The 26,799-nt window shown below is 48.9% G+C and carries 27 protein-coding genes; 16 read left to right on the top strand and 11 right to left on the bottom strand.

The annotated features are described in order from the left end of the window. Window positions 1-67: 67 nt before the first annotated feature. A complete protein-coding gene (locus IB226_RS10910; protein WP_008109150.1) occupies window positions 68-460 on the bottom strand; it encodes a RidA family protein in 393 nt (130 codons plus the stop codon). A gap of 391 nt (window positions 461-851) precedes the next feature. On the opposite strand from IB226_RS10910, the gene IB226_RS10905 reads away from it, so the two are divergent. The 3 genes from IB226_RS10905 (at window position 852) to zigA (ending at window position 4,213) form a co-directional block, all read left to right on the top strand. Then, complete coding sequence (locus tag IB226_RS10905; RefSeq protein ID WP_176973282.1) at window positions 852-1,604, top strand: IclR family transcriptional regulator; 753 nt, start codon at window positions 852-854, stop codon at window positions 1,602-1,604. 116 nt (window positions 1,605-1,720) lie between these two features. Beyond that, window positions 1,721-2,827, top strand: a complete 1,107-nt coding sequence (locus IB226_RS10900; RefSeq protein WP_192235328.1) for an ABC transporter substrate-binding protein — start codon at window positions 1,721-1,723, stop codon at window positions 2,825-2,827. 165 nt (window positions 2,828-2,992) lie between these two features. Further along, the gene (zigA, locus tag IB226_RS10895) at window positions 2,993-4,213 is read left to right on the top strand and encodes a zinc metallochaperone GTPase ZigA (protein ID WP_192235326.1); all 1,221 of its coding nucleotides are present in this window, start codon (window positions 2,993-2,995) and stop codon (window positions 4,211-4,213) included. A 34-nt stretch (window positions 4,214-4,247) separates the two neighbouring features. On the opposite strand, the gene IB226_RS10890 is transcribed toward zigA, so the two are convergent. Continuing rightward, window positions 4,248-4,916 (bottom strand): O-methyltransferase, encoded by a 669-nt coding sequence (locus IB226_RS10890; RefSeq protein ID WP_192235324.1) that lies wholly within the window; start codon window positions 4,914-4,916, stop codon window positions 4,248-4,250. Between the two features lie 90 nt (window positions 4,917-5,006). On the opposite strand from IB226_RS10890, the gene IB226_RS10885 reads away from it, so the two are divergent. From IB226_RS10885 to IB226_RS10855, 7 genes are all read left to right on the top strand, one after another. After that, the gene (locus IB226_RS10885; RefSeq protein ID WP_336768007.1) at window positions 5,007-5,645 is read left to right on the top strand and encodes a TetR family transcriptional regulator; all 639 of its coding nucleotides are present in this window, start codon (window positions 5,007-5,009) and stop codon (window positions 5,643-5,645) included. A gap of 121 nt (window positions 5,646-5,766) precedes the next feature. Continuing rightward, window positions 5,767-6,588, top strand: a complete 822-nt coding sequence (locus tag IB226_RS10880) for a Cof-type HAD-IIB family hydrolase (RefSeq protein WP_192235320.1) — start codon at window positions 5,767-5,769, stop codon at window positions 6,586-6,588. A 590-nt stretch (window positions 6,589-7,178) separates the two neighbouring features. After that, the gene (locus tag IB226_RS10875) at window positions 7,179-8,126 is read left to right on the top strand and encodes a DMT family transporter (protein WP_192235318.1); all 948 of its coding nucleotides are present in this window, start codon (window positions 7,179-7,181) and stop codon (window positions 8,124-8,126) included. Further along, window positions 8,083-9,333: an ATP-grasp domain-containing protein gene (locus tag IB226_RS10870; protein ID WP_192235316.1), complete on the top strand. Its 1,251-nt coding sequence runs from the start codon at window positions 8,083-8,085 to the stop codon at window positions 9,331-9,333. Before IB226_RS10875 ends, IB226_RS10870 begins: the two co-directional genes overlap by 44 nt. Window positions 9,334-9,356: 23 nt before the next feature. Further along, on the top strand, window positions 9,357-9,884 hold the full coding sequence (locus IB226_RS10865; protein ID WP_192235314.1) for a hypothetical protein: 528 nt from the start codon (window positions 9,357-9,359) through the stop codon (window positions 9,882-9,884). An 11-nt stretch (window positions 9,885-9,895) separates the two neighbouring features. Continuing rightward, window positions 9,896-10,120 (top strand): hypothetical protein, encoded by a 225-nt coding sequence (locus IB226_RS10860; RefSeq protein WP_192235312.1) that lies wholly within the window; start codon window positions 9,896-9,898, stop codon window positions 10,118-10,120. Next, a complete protein-coding gene (locus tag IB226_RS10855; protein ID WP_192235310.1) occupies window positions 10,102-11,103 on the top strand; it encodes a DUF6421 family protein in 1,002 nt (333 codons plus the stop codon). The genes IB226_RS10860 and IB226_RS10855 overlap by 19 nt, the downstream gene beginning before the upstream one ends. 82 nt (window positions 11,104-11,185) lie before the next feature. Here IB226_RS10855 and IB226_RS10850 read toward each other — a convergent pair whose 3' ends face one another. Next, on the bottom strand, window positions 11,186-12,073 hold the full coding sequence (locus IB226_RS10850; RefSeq protein ID WP_192235308.1) for an SDR family oxidoreductase: 888 nt from the start codon (window positions 12,071-12,073) through the stop codon (window positions 11,186-11,188). 103 nt (window positions 12,074-12,176) lie between these two features. On the opposite strand from IB226_RS10850, the gene IB226_RS10845 reads away from it, so the two are divergent. Continuing rightward, window positions 12,177-13,001: a helix-turn-helix transcriptional regulator gene (locus tag IB226_RS10845; RefSeq protein ID WP_192235306.1), complete on the top strand. Its 825-nt coding sequence runs from the start codon at window positions 12,177-12,179 to the stop codon at window positions 12,999-13,001. Here the strand turns inward: IB226_RS10845 and IB226_RS10840 are convergent. Further along, window positions 12,943-13,374: a helix-turn-helix domain-containing protein gene (locus IB226_RS10840; protein ID WP_110867090.1), complete on the bottom strand. Its 432-nt coding sequence runs from the start codon at window positions 13,372-13,374 to the stop codon at window positions 12,943-12,945. The genes IB226_RS10845 and IB226_RS10840 overlap by 59 nt on opposite strands. A 111-nt stretch (window positions 13,375-13,485) precedes the next feature. On the opposite strand from IB226_RS10840, the gene IB226_RS10835 reads away from it, so the two are divergent. The 3 genes from IB226_RS10835 (at window position 13,486) to IB226_RS10825 (ending at window position 18,050) form a co-directional block, all read left to right on the top strand. After that, on the top strand, window positions 13,486-14,535 hold the full coding sequence (locus tag IB226_RS10835) for an NAD(P)-dependent alcohol dehydrogenase (protein ID WP_192235304.1): 1,050 nt from the start codon (window positions 13,486-13,488) through the stop codon (window positions 14,533-14,535). A 430-nt stretch (window positions 14,536-14,965) separates the two neighbouring features. Further along, window positions 14,966-16,801 carry a methyl-accepting chemotaxis protein gene (locus tag IB226_RS10830; protein ID WP_192235301.1) on the top strand — a complete coding sequence of 612 codons (1,836 nt, stop codon included), beginning with the start codon at window positions 14,966-14,968 and terminating at the stop codon, window positions 16,799-16,801. A 172-nt stretch (window positions 16,802-16,973) separates the two neighbouring features. Further along, window positions 16,974-18,050 (top strand): diguanylate cyclase, encoded by a 1,077-nt coding sequence (locus tag IB226_RS10825; RefSeq protein WP_101761219.1) that lies wholly within the window; start codon window positions 16,974-16,976, stop codon window positions 18,048-18,050. A 1-nt stretch (window position 18,051) separates the two neighbouring features. Here the strand turns inward: IB226_RS10825 and IB226_RS10820 are convergent, their stop codons facing one another. Then, on the bottom strand, window positions 18,052-18,513 hold the full coding sequence (locus IB226_RS10820) for an OsmC family protein (RefSeq protein WP_192235299.1): 462 nt from the start codon (window positions 18,511-18,513) through the stop codon (window positions 18,052-18,054). A 177-nt stretch (window positions 18,514-18,690) separates the two neighbouring features. On the opposite strand from IB226_RS10820, the gene IB226_RS10815 reads away from it, so the two are divergent. Continuing rightward, window positions 18,691-19,239 carry a GNAT family N-acetyltransferase gene (locus IB226_RS10815; protein WP_192235297.1) on the top strand — a complete coding sequence of 183 codons (549 nt, stop codon included), beginning with the start codon at window positions 18,691-18,693 and terminating at the stop codon, window positions 19,237-19,239. Here the strand turns inward: IB226_RS10815 and IB226_RS10810 are convergent. From IB226_RS10810 to IB226_RS10800, 3 genes are all read right to left on the bottom strand, one after another. Next, on the bottom strand, window positions 19,220-20,299 hold the full coding sequence (locus tag IB226_RS10810; protein WP_110867095.1) for a mechanosensitive ion channel family protein: 1,080 nt from the start codon (window positions 20,297-20,299) through the stop codon (window positions 19,220-19,222). The two genes, IB226_RS10815 and IB226_RS10810, sit on opposite strands and share 20 nt — an antisense overlap. A gap of 251 nt (window positions 20,300-20,550) precedes the next feature. Next, window positions 20,551-21,420, bottom strand: coding sequence for an ATP-grasp fold amidoligase family protein (locus IB226_RS10805; protein WP_101761223.1), 870 nt, complete (start codon window positions 21,418-21,420; stop codon window positions 20,551-20,553). Window positions 21,421-21,425: 5 nt separating this feature from the next. Further along, window positions 21,426-22,661: an oligosaccharide flippase family protein gene (locus IB226_RS10800; RefSeq protein WP_192235295.1), complete on the bottom strand. Its 1,236-nt coding sequence runs from the start codon at window positions 22,659-22,661 to the stop codon at window positions 21,426-21,428. 611 nt (window positions 22,662-23,272) lie between these two features. Between IB226_RS10800 and IB226_RS10795 the strand changes: the two genes are divergently transcribed. After that, the gene (locus IB226_RS10795) at window positions 23,273-23,461 is read left to right on the top strand and encodes a YjfB family protein (RefSeq protein ID WP_110867097.1); all 189 of its coding nucleotides are present in this window, start codon (window positions 23,273-23,275) and stop codon (window positions 23,459-23,461) included. Window positions 23,462-23,571: 110 nt separating this feature from the next. Here the strand turns inward: IB226_RS10795 and IB226_RS10790 are convergent, their stop codons facing one another. From IB226_RS10790 to IB226_RS10780, 3 genes are read right to left on the bottom strand one after another with little or no spacing between them, the layout of a single operon-like run. Then, entirely contained in the window at window positions 23,572-24,180 is a 609-nt protein-coding gene (locus IB226_RS10790) for an SIS domain-containing protein (RefSeq protein ID WP_110867098.1), read from the bottom strand. Continuing rightward, window positions 24,177-25,817, bottom strand: a complete 1,641-nt coding sequence (locus IB226_RS10785; protein ID WP_101761226.1) for an FGGY-family carbohydrate kinase — start codon at window positions 25,815-25,817, stop codon at window positions 24,177-24,179. Before IB226_RS10785 ends, IB226_RS10790 begins: the two co-directional genes overlap by 4 nt. Before the next feature lie 28 nt (window positions 25,818-25,845). Then, a complete protein-coding gene (locus tag IB226_RS10780; protein WP_110867099.1) occupies window positions 25,846-26,799 on the bottom strand; it encodes an ABC transporter permease in 954 nt (317 codons plus the stop codon).

The following is a 26,799-nucleotide window of genomic DNA, read 5'->3' as shown; positions in this document are numbered from 1 at the left end:
TAATAACAGGCTGTCCTGGTGTGGGCGGAGAAAGTAAAAATTCGCCAGCCTGTTTTAACGGTAATGTTTATTTACGATCGGCGCGGAAGCATTTCATATCGACTTCGACTTTGCAGTCAACGACTAAATCCTGCACGCTACAAATACGCGCCGGGGGATTTCCGCTAAATATCTCACTAAATACTTTATTAAATGAACTGAAATAACGCGCATCAGTTAATACCGCCGTGACATGCACCACATCCTCGACGCGATAACCGGCTTCGCGCATGATGGTGAGACAGTTTTCGAACGCCAGCTGCGTCTGTTCGATGATGCCACCTTCCACCACTTCGCCGTCGCGCATCGGTGTTTGGCCAGAGATGTAGAGCCAGCCATCGGCTTCAACCGCGCGGGCAAACGGCAGTTTCTGCCCGCCGGTACCGGTTCCGCCTTCTACGCCATAACGTTTAATCGTCATCCCTTTCTGCTCCTGTAGCAGCGAATATCTGCTTACTGTGTTGTCTGATATACCAGACTGCTATCTGCAATACTGGATAGGGCAAGATTTGCACAGGAAATTTTCTTTTGCAATATGTGCACAGCGATTTAATTTTTTGTGATGTCGTCGGGATCGCAAAATAAAATTAACCTGAGCGTGAGTTTATATTGGAGTGTGATCGCTATCGTAGTTTTATAAACGTTGAGTGAGCGTATAGCGCCATAATGAGGCACCAAAATTGATCGTGCTAATTAATGGCAGGTAATTAATATTTATTTAATCCGGGATGGGTAAAAGCCGATGCGCGGTGTATCATGCCCTTCTTTCATTGCCTTTACCTTTTGTACCCAAGCCACCAAGGAGTGAGTTTATGCCGGACGAAAAACCCTCGCGGGCGCGCGGCGTTGACCGGGTTATTGATATCTTTCGGCAGTTGCACAGCGCACGTCAGCCGATGTCGATGCGCGCGTTGATCGACGCCACCGGCGCACCCCGTTCCAGCATCTATGAATTAGTCAGCCTGCTAAGTGAAGCTGGTTTGGTGGAGCTGGATGCCGAAGGCGCAGTGTTCTTTGGCCGTGAGATGCACTATTACGGTGCGGATTATATGGCGCATAACGATCTGATCCGTCGGGCGCATCAACTCATGGTGGAGATTGTGGCGCGCCACGGTGAAACCGTGCAGCTCTGCATGCTGGAGGGCAACAAATACACCGTGGTGCTCTCTGAGAGCAATGCGCATCCGTTTAAAATCACCTCCGATATCGGCGTGCGTGTGCCGATTACCTGGACCGCGACCGGGCGTTTGCTGCTGAGTAACTGGTCGGACAGCGCGATTCTGGATCTGATCCCGGAGGAGGATTATCGCCTCGCCAGCGGCCAGATCCTCGATAAGCAGGCGTTTCTTGATGAAATTCATCACGCTGGAAAACTCGGTTACTGCATGACCGAAGGCTTGTCGGAAAGCTTCACCTGCTGTATGGCGGCGCCGATCCGTTCACGCAGCGGTCAGGCCGTTGCTGCTATCTGCTTTATGGTCAGCCGCGATACGCCGCAGGAGCGTCGCCAGATGCTGCTGCAGGAACTGATCACTTCCGGACAAAAACTCTCTGATTTCACCTAACAGCACCCGCATAAAACTCTGTTACAACTGATTGAAGTGGCGTTTATTCTCGCCACTTAAGGTTGTGTTAAGGTAATTGATAATAATAACTATTCTTTTTACCACGGAGTTTTGGCATGAAAACGCGCCTGCTTTTGGCAATGGGATTACTGGCTTCAACGGCGGCGGCTGCCTCCACGTATCCGCTGACTGTCACCGATGTGGACGGCAACACGCAAACCATCAACAAAGAGCCGCAGCACATCATATTGCAGGATGGGCGCGACATTCTGACGCTGGCGCTGCTGGATCGCGAGGATCCGTTTAAGCGCGTGGTGGCGTGGAATAATCTGCCGAAAAAGCAGGACACGCAAACCTGGGATTTACTGAAAGGGCGCTGGCCGCAAGCGACGAAAATCGTCGATATGGGTTTTAACGATCAGGGCCAGGTTAATCTCGAAAGCGTGCTGGCGCAGAAACCCGATTTGATGATTGCGCAACTGCGCGCCAAGCCGGCGTTACAGCAATCGGGCGTGCTCGGCACCTTGCAAAATCTGCATATCCCGGTGGTGTTCCTGGATTATGAACTGCATCCCGCGCAGAACACCGCGCCGAGCGTGACGCTGCTTGGTAAAGTGCTGAACCGCGAAAGCCAGGCCAGGGCTTATACCGATTTCTATCAGCAGAAATTCGCGCGCATCACCCAAGGCGTGGCGCAAGTAAAAGAGAAGCCAACGGTGTTTATCGAGCCGATAGCCGGGAATAGCGACAACTGCTGCTTTACGCACAGCCACAATGGCTGGGGCGGATTGGTGGAAGCGGTGGGCGGCAAAAATATCGGCTCTGAACTGCTGCCGGGCAATGCCGGATTTGTGGCGCTGGAAAAAATCATCGCCATGAAACCGGATGTCTACATCATGACCGGATCGAAACGTCCAAACGCCAATGTGTTGCCGTTTGGTTATGGCGTGCAGCCGGAAGAAGTGAAAGCCACCTTCCAGACGCTGCTGAAGCGCACCGGCCTGGCGCAGATCGAGCCGGTGAAACAGGGCCGCGTATATGGCGTGTACCACCACTTCTATAATCATCCGTACAACATCATCGGCATGGAAATTCTGGCGAAAGATCTCTATCCGCAACAGTTTGCCGATCTCAAACCGAACGCGGATTTCCGCACCATCGTTAAAAATTTCACCACGTTGCCGGATAACGCGATTGATTTGAGTTATCCCGACAACCAGTAATCGCAGGTTTTCCCCGTTCGCCGTAAGGTCGCCATTCATGGCGACCAATCCCATCGCTCAACATTCCTCAATGACAACGTTAATTGTTATGTTATAACATAACTAAAAGCACCATTGCGCGTATGCCTATACGTCTTGTGAACCTTGTCATTTAGAGGAGTTGCTATGTCAGCATTAACCCAAAATCAGGATGGTTTCAAAAAACTTCCCGTCACCGTGCTTTCCGGCTTTCTTGGCGCAGGTAAAACCACGCTGCTCAATCATATTCTCAATAACCGCGAAGGCCGTCGTGTGGCGGTGATCGTCAATGATATGTCGGAAGTGAATATCGATGCCGCGCTGGTGCGCGAGGGCGGGGCAGAGCTGTCGCGCACCGACGAAAAGCTGGTGGAAATGAGTAACGGCTGCATCTGCTGCACATTGCGTGAAGATTTGCTGCTGGAGGTTAATCGTCTGGCGAAAGATGGCCGCTTCGATAATTTGGTGATCGAATCGACCGGCATTTCTGAACCGTTGCCGGTGGCGGAGACCTTCACCTTCGCTGATGAAGAGGGGCAGAGTCTGTCTGAAGTTGCCTCGCTCGACACCATGGTGACGGTGGTCGATGGCTTTAACTTCCTGCGTGACTATGAATCGAATGAGAGCATTCAGTCGCGCGGAGAATCATTGGGTGCTGAGGATGAGCGCACGGTGGTGGATTTATTGGTCGATCAAATCGAGTTCTGCGATGTACTGATCCTTAATAAAACCGACCTGATTAACGAGACGGAAAAAGCGCGGCTGATGGCAATCCTGACGTCACTCAACCCGCGCGCCAACATTATCACCTCTGAATTCGGCAAAGTGGGATTGGATCAGGTGCTCAACACCGGTTTGTTTGATTTTGATGCCGCCGCGCAGGCGCCGGGCTGGCTGCAGGAGTTGCGTGGAGAACACACGCCCGAGACCGAAGAGTACGGCATTCGTAACTTCGTGTTCCGCGCGCGTCGTCCATTCCATCCGATGCGTTTTGCTCACTTGATTGAAAATGAGATGCACGGCGTGGTGCGTTCCAAAGGCTACTTCTGGCTTGCCAGCCGTCCGCGTCATGCCGGTTTATGGTCGCAGGCAGGCGGCGTATCGCGTCAGGGTTTAGCCGGCATGTGGTGGGCCAGCGTGCCAAAAGATCGCTGGCCGGAAGATGCGGAAAACCTTGGCTACATCTTAGAGAACTGGGTTGACGGCAGCGGCGACGCGCGACAGGAACTGGTGTTTATCGGCATAGAAATGGATGAAAACGCGCTGCTTAGCAAACTGGAACAGGCGCTGTTAACCGATGAGGAAATGGCGCTCGGACCCGATAACTGGGTGGAATTCCCCGACCCGTTCCAGCCATGGTTTAACTGATTAGTCAGGTCGCCATTCCTGGCGACCTTCATAATTACACATTCCCAACCCACATCGACACCTCAACCCCATCGTTAAACGGCAGCGACATAAAACCACGATTACTGTGCACCAGCTCCAGATACTCCGGGCTGAAGTCGGCATCGTCGGCAACAATCAGCGCGCCGGGACGCAAAAACGGCTGCACCAACGTTACAATCTCCGGGTAAATCGCTTTTGCACCGTCCAGCACCAGCATATCGATGGTGGCCGGTAGATCGCGGCTCAATGTCTGCAACGCATCGCCCACGCGCACCTCAATCAAATCGCTGACGCCGGCATCGGCGAAATGGTTACGAGCTAACGCCACTTTCCCCGGTTCAAACTCGCAGGTGATGATGTTACCGCCGCCGTTATCGCGCAGCGCCGCCGCCAGATGCAGCGTGGAAATGCCGAATGAGGTGCCAAATTCAACGATGGTTTTGGCATTGCTGCTGCGCGCCAGCATATACAGCAACTTGCCGGTTTCACGCGATACCGCTAACGGCACCTCTTTAAGATGTCCATAAAGTTCCAGGTAATCGGTTTTGCTGTGTAGCAGGCGATGTTGTTCGGCGTCAGTCATGGTTCTGAAGGCGTTATTGGTTGGATGCGCCATATTATCGGCCAGTTCAAACAAGTAATTCAGCAGCGGCGCCAGTGGCGCAGAGGTTAAGGTATTCATGTTGTTCTCCGTGCAGACAAATGGATTTTGCTGTGCCAACAGAATACGATGAATCATTCGCATTTCACTATTCGTGTTCAGGAGATGATAGTGACTGAACCACGTAACATTAAGATTTCAGAGAGAAAAAGACCCAGGCAGGCGCGTTCCAGCGAGCTGGTTTCCGCCATTTTGCAGGCAGCTACTCAGGTTTTGGAGCTGGAAGGCGCCACGCGTTTCACCACGGCGCGGGTGGCGGAACGCGCGGGCGTCAGTATTGGATCGCTGTATCAATATTTTCCCAATAAGGCAGCTATTCTTTTCCGATTACAAAGCGAAGAGTGGCTACGCACTAGCGATTTGTTAGGTGCGATTCTGCGCAATACCGCCAACACGCCGCGTCAACGACTGCACGATCTCACACTGGCGTTTTTGCATTCGGAATGTGAAGAGGCGGCGATGCGCACCGCGCTGAATGACGCCGCACCTTTGTATCGTGATGCGCCGGAAGTGCAGGAAGCGCGCGCGGCGGGTCAAAACGTCATCAGTGATTTTCTGCGTGAAGTATTACCGCACTCAGAGGAAAGTGAACGATCGCGCGCCGCAGATTTATTGAACAGTACGCTGGGCAATGTTGGGAAACATTTTTCCGAATCGCCGCGCACGCCAGCAGAGATTCAGGCTTACGCGCAAGAGATGGCGGCGATGTTTTGTGCCTGGATCAGGGAAAAAGGCGCCGATTTACAGTAAAAGATGGACTGGAAATCTCTGAAAGCGGTTAACAAACTCATTATTCACATTCTCAATAATCCACACCGCGAGTAAGCTTAACAAAACTTTATTGAGCCGAATGAGCAAACGGGAGAGCAAAATGGCAGTGAAGATGATTGCGGTGGATATGGATGGCACTTTTCTCGATGACAACAAACAATACAACGCGCAGCGCTTTGCGCGTCAGTATGCGTTGCTGAAAGAGAAGGGCATTCGTTTCGTGGTCGCCAGCGGCAATCAGTATTATCAGTTGCTGCGCTACTTTCCTGATATCAAAGACGAGATCGCTTTTGTTGCGGAAAACGGCGCCTGGGTTTCTGACAGTAATGAAGAGATCTTCTGCGGCGAACTGGCGCAGGAGCGCGTGCATCAAATTCTCGACATCCTCGCCAAAGAGGCGGACATCAGCACCGTAGTCTGTGGCCGCAACGGCGCATACGTGCACACCTCAATGTCCGACGAAGTGATTGCCATGTTGGCGAATCACTATCATCGTCTGGAAAAGCGCGACAATCTCTACGATATCGACGACACCATCTTTAAGTTCTCGCTGAATCTGGCGCACGAAGGCGTTGATGCCTTGATGGAACGTCTGCACGCTGAGTTGGGCGCGATTGAAAACATCATGCATCCGGTTTCCAGTGGTTTTGGGTTTGTGGATTTGATCATTCCCGGCTGCCACAAAGCGCACGGAATCGCGCTGCTGCAGGAAAAATGGGGCATTGATGATTGTGAAGTGGTGGCGATAGGCGACAGCGCCAATGACATCGAAATGCTGCGTCAGGCGTGCTACAGCTTCTCAATGGCGAACGCCGCCGCGCCAGTCAGCGCCGTGTCGCGTTACAGAACCGAAAGCAACAATGACGAAGGCGCGCTTAACGTGATCGCCCGCATTCTGGCGCGCGAAGTGCCGTTTGGCTGATGTTACTGATGCGGAGCGTCATTGCAGGCAATGACGCTCAAGCAGAATGGTTGTTGTTAATTCATCTCACTTACTAGTACCCGTCATATACCTCATTGAAAAAGGGTTATAACGCATAAACCCGCCTGATTTGTCAAAAGTGACCAATGTTGTCGTTCTAATCTTTCCTTTATATACAAGACAATCAAGTGTTATTGGAATTGAATCCGAAATTTACTGATAAAATAAAAGCATTATAATGCAATGGTTTGAGGGCTTTTTTACCCTCAACACGTCTTGCTATAACTTCACTTGTCTTATAATTAGGTGGGAAAATTCCCTCGAATTAACTTATTGCTCTGTTTTTATAAGTTCATCCAGTTGAAAAAATAATTATTATAATTGAAAGGCAATTTAATGCTCGATGCTGACTCGATTAACTGAGTGTTTTTTTCTTTTAATTTAAAAGTAATTAAATAATGGTTACAGCTTTAATTATGCTTTGATAAGCTGAGATTAACTTTTAGATCGCAGAGGATTGATTTTAATCTTAAGATGATATCTTTATTCAATCTTATGCATTAATATTCATCGCAGGGAGTGCTCGAGTTATGTCATCTCCATTTAACTTTCTAATAAGAATTCGTTTTTATTTGTTTTTCATCCTTCTTTGCTTTATTGGAGGCACAACATGGGCATTGCAAAAGCTTGGGCTAAATAATAGCCTTCCATTGTGGTCAGCAGGGATGCGGTTTTTGATTGCAAGTGTAATTATTATTTTTTATTTGATTTTAAGTAAAAGGATTTATATTAATTACGCCGTTTTCAGTCTTGCTGCAGCTAACGGCCTGTTTTATTTTTCGATTCCATTTGGAACAGTTTATTGGGCATCAACATATATACCTAGTGGATTGGTAGCTGTTTTAGCTTCTGGAATTAGCGTATATGCACTACTTCTAAACCATTTCTTACGCGGAAAGCCAGCAACTGGAAGGCAATTATCAGGTGTTTTCTTTGCCATCATAGGTGTATGTGTGGTTTTTGGTGAAGGAGCATCTTTACCGGGCAATGAAAAAAGTATAATTGCTATGTTAGCAGTGTTAGGAGCCATAGGCAGTTCAGCCGCTATAACGCTCAAAGTTCAAAAGCATATTAAAACTCTTCCACTTCTTAGTTTTGTTGCATTTTCCATGCTGAGTGGTGGTTTTTTACTCTTGATTACGAGCTTAATAATTGAAAGTGGTAACCGTTTCTTTTATGGGGAGAGCTTAGGAGCGCTCCTTTATTTAGCAGTAATAGGATCAGTATTAGGATTTACGCTTAATATTACTTTGCTTAAACATTGGCATATTTCTAAAGCTACATCTCATTTATTCATCTCCCCAGTTATTGCATTGTATATGGGCTTCATACTTCTTGATGAAAATATTACCACGACTGTGATTATAGGCACCGCGGTTGTTGTTCTCGGAGTAATGTTAATCGTTTTGCCAAAACGCGAAAAGGAAACTCTTAATGTCAACTCTACAAAAAAACCTGGCCATAATCTGTCAGAATAGAAAGCTACCATTTGTGTTTGAAGAAGCTAAGGCAATGGGTGTCGAAATTACATTTTTTTATAACGATAATGAGTCTCCACCGCCGGAAATTCCCGGTGTTGTGAGAAGCATTGCTTTGCCATTGTTTGAAGATGAAGATAAAGCACTAAATATAGTCATGTTAGAAAATAAAGTGCGCCGAATTGATGGTGTTTTAACACTATTTGAACCGGCGTTAGATTTCGCCGCTAAAATTGCTAACAGGTTGGGATTACCTTTCTTACCTGAATTCGTAGTAGAGCAATGTAGAAACAAAAATATGACTCGGCGCGTTCTGCATGATAACGGCCTAAATACACCCTCCTTTATTGAGATAAAAGAAGGAGAATACCCAGACATTGATCAAATAAAACTTCCGCTTGTAGTGAAGCCTACTAATGGATTTTCCAGTCAAGGTGTTACACGAGCTAACAACCCTGATGAATTGAGAAATGCTATTGATAAAGTATGGGAAATTAACCGCACGCAATTGAAAAATTTCATCTATGACAAGGGTGGTGTTTTACTTGAGTCATTTATCGATGGGCCGGAGTTCGCAATCGAAACATTTTCGCATCGTGGTGAGGTAACAGTGCTCTCAATCGGCGATAAAGGTAATGGCAAAGGTCCATACTTTGAAGAAGGTGTTTATATTGCACCTGCTGATATTGATGAGAAACTGCGAGATGAAATCGTAGATGAAGTTAGACGTGCAGTTAAGGCGTTAGGAATTAATGAGGGACCAGCACATGTGGAACTGCGTATTGACCAAAAGCAAATGCCTTTTGTTATAGAAGTCGCACCACGCGTGGGTGGATCCGGAATATCACATTATATTGTGAAAGCAAGCACGGATATAAACTTCCTGCAGTTGGTTATTTGCTACGCTTTAGGTATGGAATTTTCCCAAAAAATGGGGGCATTAGTAAAACCGATATCTACTGCCGGAAATTATATTATTCCTGTGCAGGGGGATGGAATCTTTGTCGAGATTGATGGATTAGCAAATGCCCGTGAGAAATCTGAGGTGGAATATGTTTTTGAATTTATGGAGCCTGGGCATAAAGTTCTTCCATACCCTCATTTTTCAGGTTACCCAGGATTTATTTTAACACGTCATACTGACCATGAAGCTTGTGAATCTTTTTATAACGATTTGCAAAAAAATCTAAAAATTAAATATTCATAGATTCCATAGTTAAGGAGAATGATATGGATCGTAAAATAATAATCCACACTTTAGGGCCAGAAGGAACTAATTGTGAGAAAGCAGGTTATCTTTGGCTGGAAAGTAAGAAGGTTTATGGTGATGTTAAGCTTTATTCAACTCTTGAGGATGCTCTCATTGAAGTCAGGAAGAATACACATGATCTATTATTAGGATGTGCCGTCTATCCAGACTTACATCAAATTGTATTTGAGAACTTAGACTTTTTAGAAATTCAGGATAGTTTTGTAATGCCAACATGGAACATGGTATTAGCAAAAAATCATAGTAGTTCGTCAAATATGGAAAAAATTATAATTGCTTGCCATCCTGCGCCATCCCATCTCGCTTATACATACAGCCAGAATGTTCGTTTTGTATCAAGTAATGTACAGGCAGCGCTGGAGTGTGTTAGTGGAAAGGCTTCCGCGTGTATAACAACATTAAAAGCTGCACAAGATAATAATTTAAAGGTCATTCAAGACTTTGGTGAAGTACCAATGTGTTTCACTCTTCATGGTCATAAACGCTAAGGAGTATTTTTATGGAATGGGTTAAGGATAAGGTTATTATTGAATTATGTCCTCGAATACATGAGTTCAATAAATTGCAAAGTGCTACAGGCGCGGTAGTATGTAACATAGATAAAGCTGAGTATTTGCTGGATGAAATTATAGGTTTGGCTGGTGAGATATTGTCTGCTCTGAAACAATCCGATTATGCCCTACAATTGAATACCGACCTTCGTGAATGGAAAAAGCTGGATTAAATACTGTACCATGTTTTAAACGGTCATTAGATAGCTATGAACCACCTGTAGATGGCGGCAAAACTTTTTACCTGGCTACAATCATTACGCCTAATAGTCATAAAGAAAAAGGATATTGGCTGGAGTGCTTTTTGGCTCAACGAAAACAACCCGATGTCTTGCTGCCAATTATGTCTAATTTACCACACCCACAAAATGTCAGCCAAACAATGCACCTGATTGCTTCGTCTTCTGGTTTCAGTGTTGGACACTGCTTAGTCTTCTTTCCAGAAAACGTAAAAACAAAAAATAGGGTTGTTAAACAACATTTTGCGATGTTCTTTTTTAATAAATTTCATGCTATCTATCAAAAAGACACATTGCGTAGAGTAGAATCATTATTGGAGTTTGAAGGGAAATTATCTCATTTACTAAGCGCAGAGAATTGCTATGCAGCGCGCTCGGTATGGGGATACTTGCACGACTATTATCACCACTGCGGACCCCGTCCTTTTAATAAAAATATTCACGTTAAAATGAATTTTTGGGTAGGTGTTTTAGAAGAAATAAAAGTTGATTGCCAAACCATTATTAGAGTGCAACAGCAGCATTATCCTTGGTGGCGAGAAGTGACCGAGTTTATTTTATTTGAGAGGTTGGTCCGTTACCCTGCTCAACACGATGCGACGAGTAATTTTGATGCGGCAACTGGGGTTTTATTGTTCTCCTGGCTTAAACGCCGAGGGCATGGTATTAGCATTTGCGATTCTTCTGGCAAAGCTATAATGGATTTTGAAAAGTGTTTGACTGGCTTGCATGCCCTTATTAAGGAAATAGAAGGGCTTGAAGAGATCGAGGATGATGCAACTTATAAGCAAGAAGTTGAAAGTTTTGTAATGAAAGAACTTGAGCCAGGTAATCTGAATGATCGATATATTATCCCTGATGATTATCATATTCATGATATGAATATGAAAGTTAACATACCAATTCTCTTTTTTTAACTGCGCCATATTTTTGAAATTTCTGATAATGAAAGTAGACATAAGCGCACCAATCAAGGTGCGCTACTCATTCTTTTAAACCTTATGCAAAGTACCCGCCTTCACGCATATCCTGCAATAACTCCGGCCCGCTCGGCTGCCAGTTAAACGTCTGACGCGTCCACGCGCTGGATGACGGATTATCGGTAGAGGCGAAAAATGCCATCCAGCCTAACCACGCTTTTGCTTCTTCCAGCGTCAGGCTTTTCACCGGCAGTGATAATCCGGTGCCGATGGTTTCGGCAATCTGCCGGAATGGCACCCCTTCTTCCTGCACTGCATGCAGAATCGCGCCCGGCTCAGCTTTTTCAGCCGCGAGGCAAAACAGTTCAGCGGCATCATCGCGATGCACCGCGGGCCAGCGATTCTCACCCTCGCCGACATACACCGCTGCGCCTTTTTCCTTCGCCATATTGATGATCATCGGAATAAATCCGTGATCGCCTGCGCCATGTACGGTTGGCGGTAAACGCACCAGCGCCACGCGCACACCGCTGTCGGCCAGCGCCAGCGCGGCGACGTTGGAGTTGGAACGTGGATGCGCGCCCGCTGCTGGTTGAATCTGTTCGGTGGCGAGACGTCCCGGCGACACCAGCGCGGTGCCGGTGGTGACAATCAGCGGGCGATCTGAACCTGCCAATACGTCACCCATCGCCTGAATCGCGCGTTGGTCGACCTCGGCGGCATGATCCATGCGGCTGAAATCATGAATATATCCTGCGTGGATCACGCCATCGCTCTGTTCGACCGCCTTACGCAGGCCGTCGAGATCTTGCAGATCGCCGCGAATTACCTGCACACCTTGCTGCTGAAGTTTTTCTGCGGAAACTTCGCTGCGCGCCAGACCTTGCACCTGATAACCGCGTGCCTGCAGTTTTTTCACAATGGCGGAACCGATAAAGCCGCTCGCCCCGGTCACAAAAATACGCATATTGGTGCTCCACTTTTTCAAAGTTGAAGCACTATCATAAAAGTCTGCAACGCGACGAAAAGTCGTGAGCTTATACTGGTATACGCACTAACAGGATAAAGGCATGACTCCCCAAGATGACAACCTGCTCGGCAACTATCTGCGTGAACGTCGCCAGCGGCTGGATGCGGCGAAACTTGGTTACACCCTACTTCGTCGCCGCACGCCGGGCCTGCGCCGGGAAGAAGTGGCGGTGCGCGCGTGTGTCAGCACTACCTGGTATACGTGGCTGGAGCAGGGCAGAGGCGGCGCGCCATCGGAAGAAGTATTGGAACGCTTAGCCCGCGCATTAGAGCTGAGCGCCGCCGAGCGCGATCATCTGTTTTTGCTGGCGCAAAATCGTCTGCCTGGCGTGACATGGCAGGCGGGCGTGGATGTTTCGCCATCGCTGCAGCGCGTGCTCGACAGCATGGAGAACACGCCAGCGCTGGTCAAAACCGCAGAGTGGCAAGTGGTGGCGTGGAACCGTGCGGCAACCAAAGTGTTTGTCGATTACGCTGAACTGCCGCCTGCCCAGCGCAATATCCTGCTGATGATGTTTCGCAACGAGGAGATGAAAAAGCGTCTGCCGGACTGGCATAAAGTGACACGCGGCATGGTGGCCAACTTCCGCGCAGATGTGGCGCGCACCGGCGCCAGCGAGCATGTGCGCGCGCTAGTGGAGGAGCTGTGCGAGATGAGCGACACCTTCCGCCAGCTGTGGCAATCACAGGAAGTGAGTCAGCATGGCGAAGGTATTAAACAGCTGTGGCTGCCGGACGAAGGCGTGCTCGAGCTGGAATACAGCACCTTTGCGGTTGAAGGTAAACCGGGTTTAAGCCTGGTGGTGTTTAATCCGCGTCAGCAGCACGATCGGGAATGTGTGGCGCGGCTGATGGCACGTCCGTAGCAGCGCGAAAGTGGGCTTCCATCTCATCCAGCGCCGCCTGATTCTCCAGCCCCCATTGATACATCTGCTCGATCGGTGCCGCGAACGTCATGCCGAGCGGTGTTAGGCGATAATCGACTTTCGGCGGCACCACATCATAAACGTGACGCGCAATCAGCCCGCGCTGCTCCAGCTCTTTCAACGTCTGAAACAGCATCTTCTTCGAAATTCCCTGTAGGCTGCGCTGAAGCTCGCCGGTGCGCGCGCGATGGTTAGGCCAATGATAGAGCGCATGCAGAACCATGCTGCTCCATTTCACCGAAAACAGATCCATTAACCGTCGCGGCGGCGAATCCGCATAAAAAAACAGTTTACCGTCTACCATCGCGGGCATAGTTCTCTTCTCCTGAATGGTTACCAAAAGGTAACTACTATCAATTTTGCACCATGTTCACTATAGTCTGCCGCCTTCAGCTAGCCAAAGCCAACTCATTTCGGAGGCCTTATGAAAATCAATGCATTAGTCGCGCACGACGCGGTCCAACCGCTCTCTTCAGGCCAGATTGCATTGCGACCGCTGCAACAGCAGGATGTCAAAATTGAAATTCTGTATTGCGGTGTGTGCCATTCGGATCTGCACATGGCCCGTAACGAATGGGCGGTCAGCCGCTATCCGCTGGTGCCGGGACATGAAATTGTCGGACGCGTTGTTGAAACCGGCGCGGACGTAACGAATTTCAAAGCCGGTGATGTAGTTGGCGTCGGCGTAATGGTCGATTCCTGCCGCGAATGCCATTTCTGTCAGCAGCAAGAAGAGCAATATTGTGAATCCGGCTTTGTGGCGACCTATAACGGCATCGACAAATACACCGGCGACAGCACGTGGGGCGGCTATGCGCAGAATGTGGTGGTCGATCAGCACTTTGTGGTGTCCGTACCGCAAACCTTGCCACTGTCTGGCGTTGCACCGCTGTTGTGTGCGGGCGTTACCGTATGGTCGCCGCTGCGTCACTTTAACGTAAAAGCCGGCGATAAAGTTGGCGTAGTCGGTTTGGGCGGATTAGGGCATATGGCAGTTAAGCTGGCGAGCGCAATGGGCGCGGAAGTCACGCTTTTCACCACTTCACCCGGCAAAGGTGAAGATGCGCTGCGCTTGGGTGCGACGCGCGTGGTGGTTTCACGTGACGCCGGGCAGATGGCCGCCGCGCAAACTTCACTGGATTTCATCGTAGACTGCGTCTCGGCTCCGCACGATCTCGATCCTTACCTTGCCACGCTGAAAACCAACGGTCGCCTGGTGCTGGTGGGTATCCCGGAGCAACCGCACCAGTCTCCAAATGTGACGCCGCTGGTAAATCGTCGTTTGAGCATTAGCGGCTCATCGATTGGCAGCATTCAGGAAACTCAGGAGATGCTGGATTTCTGCGGCAAACATAATATTACTGCCGATATTGAAGTGATTGCCGGTCAAGAGATCGAAACAGCCTTCGCGCGCATGTTGAAGGGCGATGTGAAATATCGTTTCGTTATCGATATGCAAGCGACACGCTGGTAAAACCATTAACGCCTGCGCTTTTCCGCAGGCGAGTTCATCCTGAAATCGCCATCTTTGCCGAGACACAAACTGCTGATATCATTGAATTTTAAAGCAAGACAGACCAATATTTTCGACAAACGTAGATTTTAGCTCATATAGTTACAACATACTTTAATGTGAAATGCTAACCAGTAGAGCAAACTTTTGCTAACGAGCTGGTTTGGGTTAGTCAGGAAAAAAAGAAAAGTCGTGGGTGATGGGGTTACCACCCCGTTTAGGTTTTAGCCAGTTAGCGCAACAGGTTTGCCCCTAAATTTTGCGCACTGCTCTCAATAGCGCGTCACATCCTGCAATCACTTTTTGCACCATCCTGAATAAACATTTCCCGCAACGCTCCGATAACTCCCTTACAAACCATACAAAAATAATTAACGCAGGAGCAGGGAAGATGGGGCTGGTATCCCGATTACGTAACGTGCGCATCACGCGTAAGCTGTCGGCAGGATTCGGCATCGTGTTGTTGTTAGTGGCGCTGGCAACCGGATTAAGCGTGCAGCGCTTTAACGCCATTCATGACATCTATCAGAAAACCAACCTGATTTATGACATCAACATTGAAGTGTTCCAGGCCAAAATTAACCGCCTCAAATATCTGTATGGCGATGACAAATCCGGCCAGGTGATGGCAAATTACGTCACGCATGCGCAGCAACTCACCAGCGATGCGAAGCAGCTTTCATGGTCGGAAGGTGCCAGAGCGCGGGTGGATGAACTGGGAACGCACCTCGCCAGTTTCCAGAACAGCATTGGCGCGATGACGCAAGCCACGCAGCAACTCAATAGCCTGCGCTCGCAACTTGACGCTTTAAGCCGGCAAGATATGACTTCGCGCTACACCCAACTGATTCGCACACCGGTTACTAATCCTGAACTTACCAATCAAATTTACCAGCAGCTGTTCGCTATCAGCAATGTGCGCGAAGAAGCCTGGGCGCTGCGTTTTAACGTCAGCGATGCGCTGCGTAAAACGCTGGAGAATCATTTCCAGCAGGCGGATCAAGGCATGAAAGCGCTGCTGGCGCAGTTGCCGCCGGAACAGCAGGGCGAATTCACCGCACTGTGGCAGGACACCGAGAAATTCAAAAGCCTGAGTCTGCAAGCGGCGGATGCCTATGGCCAGCTGCGTGCGGCGGAAGACACCGTCAAAGTGGCGGGCGACAAGAGCAGTGCAGCGATCAAACAGATCATTACCATCGTCAAAGCGCGTAACGATGAATTGGCCAACGGCTCGGCGGCAATTTCGCTGCTGATTGGTGGTCTGGCGATTTTGTTCGGCGTGCTGGTGGCGTGGTACATCATTCGTCAGATCACGCGTCCGGTATTCCATAACCTCGAACTGGCGGAGCGCATTGCCAATGGCGATCTCAGCTCGCAGTTTGCCACCGATCGGCATGATGAGTTCGGCAAGCTGACTTCGGCGATGGGACGCATGAACGAACGGCTGCGCAGCATGATCGGCGATGTGCTGAGCAGCGTTAGCAGTGTATCGCAGGCGGCCAGCGCCATTAATCAAGGCAACCTCGATTTGTCTTCACGCACCGAACAACAAGCGGCGGCGGTGGTGGAAACCGCTGCCAGCATGGAGCAACTCACCGCCACGGTGAAAAACAACGCCGCCAATGCGCGACAGGCGAGTCAGATTGCGGCGGAAGCCTCGTACAACGCCAATAAAGGCGGCATCGCGGTGCGTGATGTGGTGAACACCATGGGCGAAATCTCTGACAGCTCGAAGAAGATTGCCGATATCACCGCCGTGATTAACAGCATCGCGTTCCAGACCAACATCCTCGCACTGAACGCGGCGGTAGAAGCCGCGCGTGCCGGCGAGCAGGGACGCGGTTTTGCCGTGGTCGCCAGCGAAGTGCGCAATCTGGCACAGCGCAGCGCCGGGGCGGCGAAAGACATCGAACAGTTGATCAATGAATCGGTCGGACGCATCAGCAATGGCCATCAGCAGGTGGCGCGCGCCGGTGAAACCATGGATCAGATTCTCGGCAGCATTGCGCGTGTGAATCAAATTATGGAAGAGATTTCCGCGGCGTCGGATGAACAGAGCCGCGGAATCGAGCAAATTGCCCGCGCGGTCGGCGAGCTGGATACCACCACGCAGCAGAACGCCACGCTGGTGAGCGCCTCTTCGCACTCGGCGAACTCCCTGGAAGAGCAGGCGCTGATGCTGGAGCGATTGGTGTCGCAGTTCCGCCTGCAAGGTGCTGCACTTTAGAAAAACAGCGTGGAAGTAGCTCCAGATTTACTTCCACGGTCTTTCTTTGGGTCAGCTTGCAATACTTTTTTTCGGCCGCAGAAATGCAAGGTAAATATTCTTAAAATAAAGCGACCTGCCGCCGATATTTCCCGTTAAACTGCAATTCTTGTCGTCCTGATACTTTCCTTGCATGAACTACTACTCACCTGACGATAGCCATTTGAAGCGGCGCTCCCAACGCTTCGTCCGCCGCATGTTTATCATGCGTCAGCTCGGCACGATGTTATGTTTTTTCCCGATTCTCTCGGTACTGATGGAGCGGGATCGTGGCCTGGCGTTTAGCGCCCTGTTATTTGTCAATGCGTTTCTCTGGCCGTGGCTGGCATATCAGCGCGCGCTGCGGGCCGAAGATTCCACCGCCACCGAGCGACACAACTTAACCCTTGATGCCGCCTTTGGTGGCATTTGGGTAGCGCTGATGGCGCTGAGTCCGCTGCCTTCCTTTGTCATCATGGCGGTGCTAGCCTCGGACCGCTATGCAGCGGGCGGTGCTGCCCAGTTGATTGCAGCGATGCAGGCATTTCTCTGCGCCTTTGTGCTGGTATGGCTGGTAGATGGCGCAGGCGTTGATTTGGCGTTCAGCACGCGAACCGTCTGGCTGAGCCTGCCGCTGGCAACCTGCTACATGCTGGTACTCAGCGTCACCTCGTACAATCTCACCTGGCAACTGCGCAAACGCAACCGCGAGCTGGAGCGCATTGCGCTGATGGATCCCGGTCTGGGGATTCCCAATCGTCGCTTGTTTGAACGTCGGCTGGAGAGCGAATTTCTCAGCACGCGTCGTGGCGACAGCGCTGGCTATTTACTGCTTATAGATCTCGATTATTTCAAATCGGTAAACGATACGTGGGGACACGAGGCGGGGGATTTCCTGCTGGCGGAAATTTCATCGCTGCTGCGAAATCATGTGGGATTGCAGGATATTCCGGCGCGTTTTGGCGGCGATGAGCTAGGCGTGATTGTGCATCATGCCAGCGACGAATCGGTGGTGGCGCTGGCCCAACGTTTGCAGGAGAAGATTGCGCAGGTGCGTTTACCGGCATCGGCGGAGTTTCGTTGTTCGGTAAGTATAGGTATTGCATCGGCAGCGCATGCAGAATCCATACGTCACTGGTTGCGGCATGCCGATGAAGCGCTGTATGAGGTGAAACGCGCCGGACGCAACGGCGTGCGCTTGTGGCAACCGTCGCTGGCCGGCGCGGCCTGAATTACACGAACTCGGGTTCGCAGTTCACTGGGAAGTTAAGCGAGTTAGCAATAAAGCAGGCTTCGTGGGCCTGATGATGCAGTTCACGCGCGCGGTCCGCATCCGCCGGATCGCGCAGCGCAATGCGCGGTTTCAACGTGATGTTGGTAAACCGACCGCGCGTGCCCTCAATCATTGTCCCTTCCGCTGCATCTTCATAAGCTTCCACCACAATTCCGGCGTCAGAACATAAATGCAGATACCACAATTTGTGGCATGCCGAGGCCGAAGCCAGCAATAACTCTTCCGGATTCCAGCGCGTCGCATCCCCGCGAAACGCTGGATCGGCGCTTAGCGCTATCGTCTCTTTGCCAGCGGCAATCAGCTCCGCGTTACGATCGTAAGCGGTATAAGATGCGGTGCCGTTGCCGCGGTTGCCGGTCCAGCGCACCGTGACCTGATAATGGTGTTCTTTTGCTGCCATTACTGATGCTCCTTTTAAAATGAACATGACATCAGCAGACTATCAGGAATTGCTGCTACAACGCCTGCGATTGGTGATATCGATTTTCATGAAAGGAAAGGGGCCGTGTAATTTGTTTATAGCGAAGGCTGTTAGGTAAACTTAAGGAATCGGATATCGTTTAAGGGAAAATTTACCATGTTAGAGACAAACCGCCTGATCCTCCGACAATGGCAGCAAACAGACTTACAACCCTTTGCCGAACTCAATGCCGATCCCGAAGTGATGAAGTATTTCCCGAAAACGCTGAGTCGTCAGGAAAGCGACAACGTCGTTGCAAGATTTAAGGCGATGATTGGTGCAAACCAGGGTTGGGGTTTTTGGGCCGTTGAGATGAAAGCCACCGGCGAATTTGTCGGCAGCGTGGGTTTAGCACAGCAGCCAGATCGCTTCGATTTTTCTCCCTGCACGGAAATTGGCTGGCGTATCAATAAAAAGTTCTGGGGGCAGGGAATCGCCAAAGAGGCCGCCCAGGCATCGTTGGCTTACGCGTTTAATGTTTTGCATCTTCCCGAGGTCGTTTCGTTCACCAGTACTCATAACACGCCATCTGAGAAGCTGATGCAGCGATTGGGGATGCAGAAACGCACTACCTTTCTCCATCCCGCGTTACCTGCCGATCACGTGCTAGCTGAGCATGTGCTGTATAAGATTTTCCACAACAACTTCATTGACTCGCCTCTCTAAACCCGGCATCAGTCAATGTCGCCCGCACATGAGGAAGACTCTGCGGATAATTTTGCTGAATAAACTCAATCATCTTTTCCCGCACGTAACAGCGTAAATCAAAGGCGGTGGGGGAATTCTGCGCCGTCATTAATAATCTGATGGTCATGGTTTTGTCAGTGGTATCCGTAACCTGAAGCACCTGAGTTTGTTGATCCCAGAGTTTAGTTTCACTGAGGACTTTTTCAAAATGCTTACGTAGAGGATCTAATGGCATCGAATAATCAAGGTAAAGAAAAACAGAGCCTAATATTTGGGCGTTATTGCGCGTCCAGTTCTGGAAGGCATTTTCGGTAAAGTAGGTTATGGGCAAAACTAAACGACGCAGATCCCAAATACGCACCACAACATAAGTCAGGTTGATCTCTTCAATCCAGCCCCATTCATTTTCCACCACCACAGCATCATCAATTTTTATCGGTTGGGTAAAGGCGATCTGAATCCCGGCGAACAGGTTAACCAGCGATTTCTGCAGAGCAAAGCCAATGATTATACCGGCAACGCCGGCACCGGCGAGAATGGTCGTGCCGAATTTTCGCACGCCAGGGAAACTGAGCAAAATTAGCGAAAGACACAGTGTCACCAGTACGACAATCGCGACTTTTTTCACATACATTATCTGCGTGCGAATTTTTCGCGCACGAAGGTTATTCGAAAGATTGATGTCATAGCGAATAAATAGCATATCCTGCGCCACATTGATCAATCGAATAAGCACCGAGCAGAAGGATAAGATAATGAAAATATTAACGGTGGTGGTAATAAAGCTCAGAGATCCTGGCTGGATATTAACATAATTAAGTCCAGCACTAATTAACAGTAAAGGGATAAACAGAAACAGCGACCCGCGCAGATGCTTTTCCAGTGACTTGAACAGTTTTCTGTCACGTTTTTGCCAGTAGCGAATAAATCTAAGGAGAATAAATCGCGCCAGAAATCCTATTGCGAGTGAGAGAGTGACAAGCATAACAGCAGGCACCCATGTTGGGGCACCAGATAACTCATCAAATAATAATGGCATTACTTTCCCTTTTATTAAGCCAACAACCGTGGTTGTCAGATAAGTCAAAAAATTCAGTAACCATTCTGATATCGGTTATCTGCAGATTATTTATTCATACTTATCAGTATAGACGCTGTAGCAGGCAGGGGATGGGTGGCGTATGCATCGGTCGCCACCAATGGCGACCCTTAGGCAGTTTGGCGAGGTTTTTGTAGGGTGCGCATTGATGCGCACCTGTTACGAAAGGAGGTAAATCAATCACTTTGAAACTACAACTTTAGCTGGCTGCCTAAAATAGCATCGGCTTCCTGCAGTGTCACATCGAGTCCCGCAGAGGGCGTAAATGTCAATTCGCCAAAAATAACCTTACCGTTGAGAAGGTAGAAGTCAGCACGAACAAATTTAAAATCAGCGGCCAGTTTAACCGCATACTCTTTCATGTTATTGAAACCTTCCGGCATTTTTGGATAGCTGTTGGTATTGATTAATTCAACAGTATCTTCAAAGGGAAGCGGATGCCAGTTCATATCAAAATAGTAGAATTTAGGTGTACCTTTCTCTCGCTCCATGCACACCATTACCGCATAAGGTTTTCCATTGAAACAGTAGAATTTATAATCCTCTGGGAATCCACCACGTTCATTCTCAATGTATTTTTCGCATAAGATTTTACGGTCAATTTTCTTATACTGCGGCTCAATGAAATGGGAGGAGAAATCCTGCTTCAACCACTTACTGAGTTGCTTGTTGGTTTTTTCAATGTCCAGCGATGCTTTGCTATCACAGATTATGTTGTAACCTGCGCCATGGTTACACTTAAGTGCGAATTTATTGGGTAATGCGCGGTAGTCAATATCCATTGGGTCATCATACACGCCGTAGAGTTCATTCAGGATTTCACCACACCCTTTCGCTATCACATACTCCCGAACCTTATACTTGTCCGCGCACAAGGTATAAATGTCGCCATTTAACTCATTGAATTTGAGCCACTGAATTTTTTCATTGAAATTGATTGGATTGGTTAAGTTCAGCTTTTTCTTGAACTTAATATAGTAATGTGTTTTAGCGCAAAATTCTGGGTACATATATGCGCTGATTTTTAACGCTGATTTGACTGTGTGTTTTATCATTTTCATTAAAATTATCTCAGTTTGAAAATGTTAAGATGCATTTTGATGATTGTTTTATTTCTGAAGAAGTAATTGAGTAAAGTGCAAGACATAATCTCAACGATCAAAAAACAGTATGCGGCCCCATTAATGCCGAAGGAATTAATCATTAGCCATGAAAGCGGTATGGTTAAGACACAACATAAAAACATCTTTTTAGCCAGGTAACTGTATCCGGACTCTTTGATCATATAGCGATAACAAATTGTACCTAATGCAGAGAACATAGTGCCGATGATAATGATGGGAATGATACTCACGGAATCCATATACTTATCGCCATACAATAAATGGATGAAGTATTCACCAAAAAAGTAGAATCCAGCTAACGCTATAAGCGAACACAAGATGACAATTCGGTTGATTTTAATGAGTAGCATTTCAACGGTGATTTGATCTTTTTCACTGTATATCTTTGAGAAGAAGCTTGTTATTAATGCCAATACGATAAATGACCAGGCACCTCCTATGGTTAACGCGACGCTATACACGCCCAGATTTGAGTAAGAAAGGATTTTTGCCAAAAAAATGCTCGATATCTGCGTATAGATGTCAGCCGATAGACTTGATAAAATCAGCGCACCGCCGGTGAATAACATATGACGGTTATACATTCCGGCGCCTTTACGATTCTCATTTACTTTTGTGGTGTAGTTAAAATAGATAAGACGCAGGAAATAAGGTATGAGCGGGATGATAATAATAGGAATGGTGAAGTAGTACACGGGCATTTTGAAGTATGAAATAGAGAATCGAATCAACAAGGCAACAGATAAGCCGATCACATTGGTGATAGTGTTTATTTTTGATTTTAATTGCGTGTTGTTGTAGATGGAAAAGAAGTCCATCACAATGTAGTAAGTGGCAATACAGTTGGCCATACCAAATAGAAACACAATGATGTCAGTGAAGAAGTAGAGGTAGATCAACACCGCGCTTGATGACAGGAGAAAGAAAAATCGCCGTTGATTTCGTGTGTGTATCGCTAATGCGATCCCAGACTTACTCTTTTCACTCATGCGTTTAAAGATGATGTTCTGACCGCCAAACCACGATAGCGTTTGCACAAATATAAACAGAGAAGTTGAAATGTTTATTTTGCCATAGTCTTCAGGGCCAACGTATTTTGCCATCAGCGCATTAATATACAGTAGCCCGATGATATTGACTGACTTTTCTAACATGATCCATATTGAGTTAGAGTACATTGCATGTCTCTCATCTACAGAGCTGTGTTGATAGCGTTAAGGACTGTTTACAAGCCATCCGCAAAAATTGAAGCTTTCTTCTATATGCATTTATGTTGTGTTTTATTGCGAAATATTCATATAAAAAACATCCAATGTCACTGTTTATTCTGTAGGCTAAATTAATTAGGTTGACAGTGTGGCTGCTGATATCCAATTAGTGAAGGGATTTTTTATTAATCAGATTAATGACGTGCGTTTTCAAATATTGAGTCCATTATTTAATTGTGTTCGACTCTATATATTGTGATGATGATCATGATTTTCTTTAACGGGGCTAATTACCGAGAGCACACAGTGTAGCGGCGCAATTCATTGCGCGATTATGCCCTATTTCATCAGGCTGATTTCTGACCACGTCAGTACCGCTGTGGCTTACAGCCTGCTGCAGCTGAGCTTTGTTGTGGTGCTGGCCTCGCAGACATTCATAATGCGGTGAGTGGCTTGAGGGGCGATTCTGCGGAATCGCCTTATGAATGAACGTTAAAGTAATGCGTGCAAATGCCGATAAGCCTTTCAGGCTTTTAAAAACTGTTTTTGTACTCAATATTCGTATTAATCAGGAGAGCAAGATGGATGTATCACAAATTACATCACTGGCTACCGGCCTTGATAACATGGAACTGGCTAATAAAATAAGCACGTTAGTACTGAAAAAGACATTAGATAATCAGCAATCGATGGCGAGCGGCATTCTGGATTCGATTCCTCAGTTGCCTGCAAACCCTGCAATTGGGCGCAACATTAATACCACTGCCTGAAGTCAGCATTAACGGTTTTATGGAGTGATGTCGATCGGGTATCACTCCTCAAATGATTAAGTAGTGTTGGCATGTTATTAGCGGAAGAAATTACAGGATGAAGGTGTCGATCACATATCCTGTTCGCGCAGTATTTTGCCGACATTTCCGCCCGGATGGACGTTGAGCAGCCGCTGCTGATCGAAGCCGTTACGCAGCATGATGTTACAGCACAGCGCATCGAACACCGCCAGCACCAGCATGATAGAAGTGGTAGCCAGCATATTAAGCGGGTCGATCTCCCGCTGAATATGCGTTTTCACCACCAGCGTAGCGGCGTCGGCAATCGCTGAGTCCAAGTTTTCCGTCACGCTGATGATAGCAACGCCTTTGGTTTTAAGCGTCGGCAGCAGGCGCGTCAGTTCTTCAGAATTACCGCCACGTGAAATCAGGATCATCAGGTCGTTGTTGCGCATAAATCCCAGGTCACCGTGGGCTGCATCGGTAGCGTTGAGGTACACTGCCGGTTGTTCGACGCACGCCAGCATATGGGCGATTTTCCGCGCGGCAATGCCCGAGGTGCCAACACCGGTCACAACAATTTTACCGTGACATCCGGTAACCAGCATCAGGAGCTGATGCCAGGTTTCGGCATCAAGATTACGCTGTAACGCCAGTAATTCCTCGCTATAGGTCTGCCAGGCCTGACATGCCTGAGTAAATTCTTCTTCCGCATTCATTCGGTTTTCCCCTGCATCAGGTCACGATATTTCATGCTGTCGTGATACATCTCGTGGAATACGCGGTATTTACGATCGTAATACTCTTTAATTTTGTTGGTCTGAGGTGTGATGGTTTTACCAATACGGCTCATTGCAGCCATGGCTTCCGGCAGCGAATCATAGACACCCGCTGCAACGGTGCCCATCATGGCGCTGCCGAGCAACATCGCTTCACTCTCTTCCGGCAACAGCATTGCGCAGCCTGTCGCGTTGGAATGCTCCTGCACAAAAATCGGGTTTTTAGTGCCGCCACCACTCGCCATCATGGTATCAATGCAATAACCACTCTGGTTCATGGTTTCAATAATATGACGAGTGCCGAGCGCCAGCGCCTGAATGGTGGCGAGATAATGCAGCGCCATGTCTTCCGGCGTGCGAGACAATTTCAGGCCAGTCAACGTGCCCGTGAGTGTTGGATTAGCACGCGGTGAGCGGTTGCCGTGGAAATAGGGCAACATATGAATGTCTTTGGTCAGGAACGCGATATTTTCTGGCTCACCCGCCATTTTGCGCAAAATACCATTCAGAATTTCATAAATCGTTTTGCCGCTGTCTTTTCCCTGTTTGAGTAAATCCTGATAACACGGGTGTGACTGAATGACATGATCAATTAACGCGCCGGTAGTCGATTGTCCGCCTTCATTCAGCCAGTAATCCGGCAGAATCGCCGAATAATATGGCCCCCAGATCCCACCGATATAGCGCGCGCTACGCGACATCGCCATATGAGCGGTGGATGTCCCGCCAATCAGCGCGATGCGATTATCGAAATCCGCTGATTCGCCGGATACGCCGCTGGCACCCAGAATGCCGAGGCTACCCGCGTGGGCATCAATAATGGAGACGCTGACCGCCGTACCGGCAATCAACCCCATTTCTGCAGCGGCGCGCTGAGTTAATCCATGCCCCAGCGGCTCACCCATGGTTTTTACTTCACTACCGATTTTTGACGCGTTGTTTTCCAGCAAATCTTCCAGACCGATCTGGCGGAAATAGCTTGAGTCCCAGCGGTCTTCGTGACCGATATACGTCCATTTGCAGACGGTAGAGCACAACGAACGCGTGGTGTCCTGCGTGGCGCGCCAGGTAAGAAAATCAGGCAGGTCGAACAGATGCCCGACGTTGCTCCAGGTCGTCGGCATGTGTTGCTTCAGCCACAGCAGTTTTGGCGTCTGCATTTCTGGTGAGATGATTCCGCCGACAAATTCCAGCACGCGGTGGCCGGTGGCATTGATGCGTTCTGCCTGCGTGATAGCACGGTGATCCATCCATACAATAATGTTCTGCTCGCTTCGCCCGGACGGGCTGACGGTCAGCGGTTTACCTTCTTTATCCAGCACCACCAGCGAACAAGTGGCGTCAAAACCGATGCCTTTCACCTGAATAGGATTGATATCTGCCTGATTAACCGCGTCTTTTACGGCGTTACAGACGGATTGCCAAATCTCATCGGAAGACTGTTCGACGAAATCGGCTTTCGGGCGGTACAGCGTGATCTCACGGCTGGCCTGGCCGACCATGCGGCCGGTCATATCGAAGACGCCTGCGCGGGCGCTGCCGGTTCCTACGTCTATTCCAATAAAATATGTCGCCATGTTTTTTCCCTTCGTAAAAATCTTTCGCTTATGATTTTCTGTTTTGCAGAGCGATAAACAGGATCAGAACGCAACCCCACAGCGCCATGGTCAGATAACTGCTAACGCCCATCAGGTTAAGGCCGCTCTCGAGCATTTGCAGGACGATCAACGCCAGTACCAGTCCGATGACCCGGCCAAACCCGCCGTCGGGATTAATTCCACCGAGTACAGAAGCCAGAATGGTCACCAGCAAATAGGAGTCGCCATAGCCTGCTTTGGCCGAGTTGAATTTGGACATCATCAGCAGTGCCGCGCCCCATCCGAGCAGCGCGGAAAGCACATACACCGCGAGGGTAACTTTGTGGGTGTTAACACCACTGAACCGCGTGGCCTGTTCGTTAGAACCCATCAGATAGAGGCTGCGTCCCAGCGTGGTATGTTCCAGTAACACCCACAACAGCAGCGCCACCAGCAGGAATAACAGCAGCGCCACCGGAATGCCGAGCAGGCTGCCGTTGCTGAGATATTGAATGGCTGCCGGGAAACCGGAAATCACAGCACCATTGGTTAGCAGAATATTCAGCCCGCCAATCAGCGTCATGGTACCGAGGGTCGCCAGAATCGGCGAAACACCGATATAGGCGATCAGTGCGCCATTGAGCGCGCCAATGAGCACAGCGATGACCAGACCCGCGAGCATCGCCAGCGCGAAATATTCTGGCTGGTTCGGGTGCGCGACCAGAATGGCCGCCATCGCCAGCGAACAGGCATTGGCTCCGGCAATGACCGAAAGATTGATACCGCCGGTGAGCATGGTGATACCCATCCCCAGCGCCAGCATGCCCAGAATCGGTAATTGAGAGGAGATCGACTGGAAATTGCCGACGCTGTAAAAACTGCCGCCCAGCGTGAACGAGAACAGCACGGCAACGGCGACGATGATCAATAACTGCAAGCGGATGATGCGATCGCCAGGAAAGAAGCGGTTTAAGGTTGTCAT

Origin of the sequence: Pantoea sp. PNT03 (assembly GCF_014852515.1) — a bacterium.
Lineage (GTDB): Bacteria > Pseudomonadota > Gammaproteobacteria > Enterobacterales > Enterobacteriaceae > Pantoea > Pantoea leporis.
The sequence above is the reverse complement of the archived record's forward strand: the minus strand, read 5'-3'. Positions and strand labels throughout refer to the sequence as shown.